Source organism: Mesorhizobium sp. M7A.F.Ca.CA.004.04.2.1 (assembly GCF_004022825.1).
GTDB lineage: Bacteria > Pseudomonadota > Alphaproteobacteria > Rhizobiales > Rhizobiaceae > Mesorhizobium.
This window is the reverse complement of the sequence record NZ_RZPH01000901.1, coordinates 1-2,491: the sequence shown is the minus strand read 5'-3', so window position 1 is coordinate 2,491 and position 2,491 is coordinate 1. Positions and strand designations below refer to the sequence as shown.

The following is a 2,491-nucleotide window of genomic DNA, read 5'->3' as shown; positions in this document are numbered from 1 at the left end:
GCATGGCCTCCGGCATCGACATGACCGCGCGCATGGTTTCATTGGCGCTGAACATCGCGGTGATGGGCTTCATCCTGGCCAGCGGTGTGCTGGCGCATCTGGGGCATGCGCTGCCCGACCTCGACGCTGCCCAATTGCGTCTTCTCGCCGAAGCTATCGCTGCTGGAAACCCCATCTCCGGGCTCGCCGGGACCGTCGCCCAGGATGCGCTGCGCAACGGCTTTGGCTGGGTCATGCTCTATGGCGGGATCGGCGTCTGGATCATGGCCGCCATCAGTTTCGCAAGCTTCAACGGCCGGCCGGTGCGGCGGACGGAGGTTCAGTGCTCTGATTGAACACTACAATGATCGAACAGGCGCCCTGGCGATCAACCCGCCGGCTGCAGCGGGTCGCTGCCGATCTTGGACAGCAGGATCACCGCCTGCGTGCGGCTGTCGACGCCGAGCTTCTGCAGGATGGCGGAGACATGCGCCTTGATGGTAGCCTCCGATACACCGAGTTCATAGGCGATCTGCTTGTTGAGCAGGCCCTCGGCCAGCATGCCCAGCACCCGTGTCTGCTGCGGCGTCAGAGCCTGCAGCCGCTTGATGAGGTCCGATATTTCGGGATCGCGCTCGATGCCGAGATCGACGCCGGCTGGTGCTGCGATGTCGCCGGCAAGCACCGATTGCACGGCGCTGCGGATCTCCTCCATGCTGGCCGACTTGGAGATGAAGCCGGAAGCGCCGAGATCGAGCGCCCGCCTGATGGTCGCCGGATCGTCATGCGCCGACACCACGACCAGCGGCACCGCCGGATGGATGCCACGCAGCGAGACCAGGCCGGACAGGCCGCTGGCGCCCGGCATCGACAGGTCGAGCAGCACCAGATCGACGTCCTCGTTGGCCACGACCAGCGCCTTGGCGCTCTCGAAATCGCCGGCTTCATGGATGGCGGCGACGTTGCCGATGCCGGCGAGCGCTTCGCGCAGCGCACCGCGAAACAGCGGGTGATCGTCGGCGATGACGAAAGAATAGCCTGCCGGCAAATGTCCCTCCCCAAATCCCCGATGATTTTTGGCTTTTCGGGTTCAATTGGACGATTATGAGGGGCTGCGCGCTGTTTTCAAGCGGCAAAGCCAGCGCGCCGCCTCCCCTGGTTGAAGCGCTCAGGTCTTCTGAGCGCCGTCGTCCTTGTCCATATCCTTGACGATGCCCATGAAGCCGCGCAGGAAGCGCTCCATGTAGCTCATGGTCTTGTTGAAATCCTCCTCGCTCGGCAGTTTCGATTCGAGGCGGGCGGAGAGCGAATTCTCGAGCTTGGTGACGCGCTCGTCCATCGCCTTCATCGAGGTTTGCAGGCGGTCGACCTCGTCCTGGAAAGCAGCGCGTTCGTCGGCCGCCATCTTGCAGACGAGCTGGCCCGAACGTTCCTCGCAGATCGACATGGCGCCGGTCTGCGTATCGATACGGACAAAGCCGCTATCGGACTTTTCCAGGCGGTAGCGGTCGGTCTCTTCCGAATAAGCTGAAGCCGCGACCAGCGAAACGAGCGCGGCGGGGATCAAGATGTGCTGCAGACGCATGTTGTCCTCCATGGCCAAGGCCTCAGATATCGCATGTTTGCGCCGGAAATGGGGAAGACCCTTGGCGTGGCCTTTCCCGAATGGCTGGTTCGGAATCTTTTTGACGCAATTCCCAAGGGAAAGCGCTATGCGCTTTTCCCGGGAAAACCGTTTCACACTTTTCCTGGAACTGCTCTATAGCGCAACCATGTCTCAGATTATCTACAAGATAACCCCGCAAGCGCCTTGGCGCGAGGCCGAAACGCATGGTCGCTTCACCGGCGCGCCGATCGATGTCGCCGATGGCTTCATCCATTTCTCAACGGCAGCACAGGTCAGGGAAACGGCGGCAAAGCACTTTGCCGGCCAGACGGACCTTCTGCTGGTCGCCATCGACGGCGCCGGCCTGGGCGCTGCGCTGAGATACGAGGTCTCGCGCGGCGGCGCGCTGTTTCCGCATCTTTATGGCCCGCTGGACCTCAAGGCCGTGCTGTGGGTCCGGCCACTGCCGCTTGGCGCCGATGGTGTGCACCAGTTCCCGGCACTGGAGGGGCAATGAGCGTGCTCGACCGGCTCGGCCAGAAGCTGCTGTTCGCCTTCGATCCGGAAACCGCGCATGGCATGTCGATTGCGGCGCTGCGATGCGGCCTGCCGGTCGGTGCGCGGACGACGCTCGACGCGCGGCTGAAGGTCAGCGTCTGCGGCCTCGATTTCCCCAATCCGATCGGCATGGCGGCCGGCTATGACAAGAACGCCGAGGTTCCGGACGCGTTGCTTGGCCTGGGCTTCGGTTTCGCCGAGGTCGGTACCATCACGCCGTTGCCGCAGGCCGGCAATCCGAAGCCGCGTATCTTCCGGCTGACTGCCGACGATGCGGTGATCAACCGATTGGGCTTCAACAATGAAGGCCATGCAGCGGCCGAAAAACGCCTTGCCGCACGCAAGGGG

The 2,491-nt window shown here is 63.3% G+C and carries 3 protein-coding genes and 2 pseudogenes; 3 read left to right on the top strand and 2 right to left on the bottom strand.

Translation table 11 applies throughout. The annotated features are described in order from the left end of the window. A pseudogene (locus EN893_RS28915) lies at positions 1 to 335 on the top strand (MFS transporter); the annotation flags it as partial. A 32-nt stretch (positions 336 to 367) separates the two neighbouring features. On the opposite strand, the gene EN893_RS28910 reads toward EN893_RS28915, so the two are convergent. Together EN893_RS28910 and EN893_RS28905 are read right to left on the bottom strand one after the other, a co-directional pair. After that, a complete protein-coding gene (locus EN893_RS28910) occupies positions 368 to 1,027 on the bottom strand; it encodes a response regulator transcription factor (RefSeq protein ID WP_023813893.1) in 660 nt (219 codons plus the stop codon). 120 nt (positions 1,028 to 1,147) lie between these two features. Continuing rightward, positions 1,148 to 1,564 (bottom strand): hypothetical protein, encoded by a 417-nt coding sequence (locus EN893_RS28905; protein ID WP_127266720.1) that lies wholly within the window; start codon positions 1,562 to 1,564, stop codon positions 1,148 to 1,150. Between the two features lie 187 nt (positions 1,565 to 1,751). On the opposite strand from EN893_RS28905, the gene EN893_RS28900 reads away from it, so the two are divergent. Next, positions 1,752 to 2,102, top strand: a complete 351-nt coding sequence (locus EN893_RS28900; protein ID WP_063173552.1) for a DUF952 domain-containing protein — start codon at positions 1,752 to 1,754, stop codon at positions 2,100 to 2,102. Beyond that, positions 2,099 to 2,491, top strand: a pseudogene (locus tag EN893_RS28895) (dihydroorotate dehydrogenase (quinone)); the annotation flags it as partial. The gene EN893_RS28900 and the pseudogene EN893_RS28895, both read left to right, overlap by 4 nt.

Coding starts and splice junctions, on each gene's coding strand:
- EN893_RS28905 (WP_127266720.1), bottom strand. CDS start 1,564: ATGCGTCTGCAGCACATCTTGATCCCCGCCGCGCTCGTTTCGCTGGTC.
- EN893_RS28900 (WP_063173552.1), top strand. CDS start 1,752: ATGTCTCAGATTATCTACAAGATAACCCCGCAAGCGCCTTGGCGCGAG.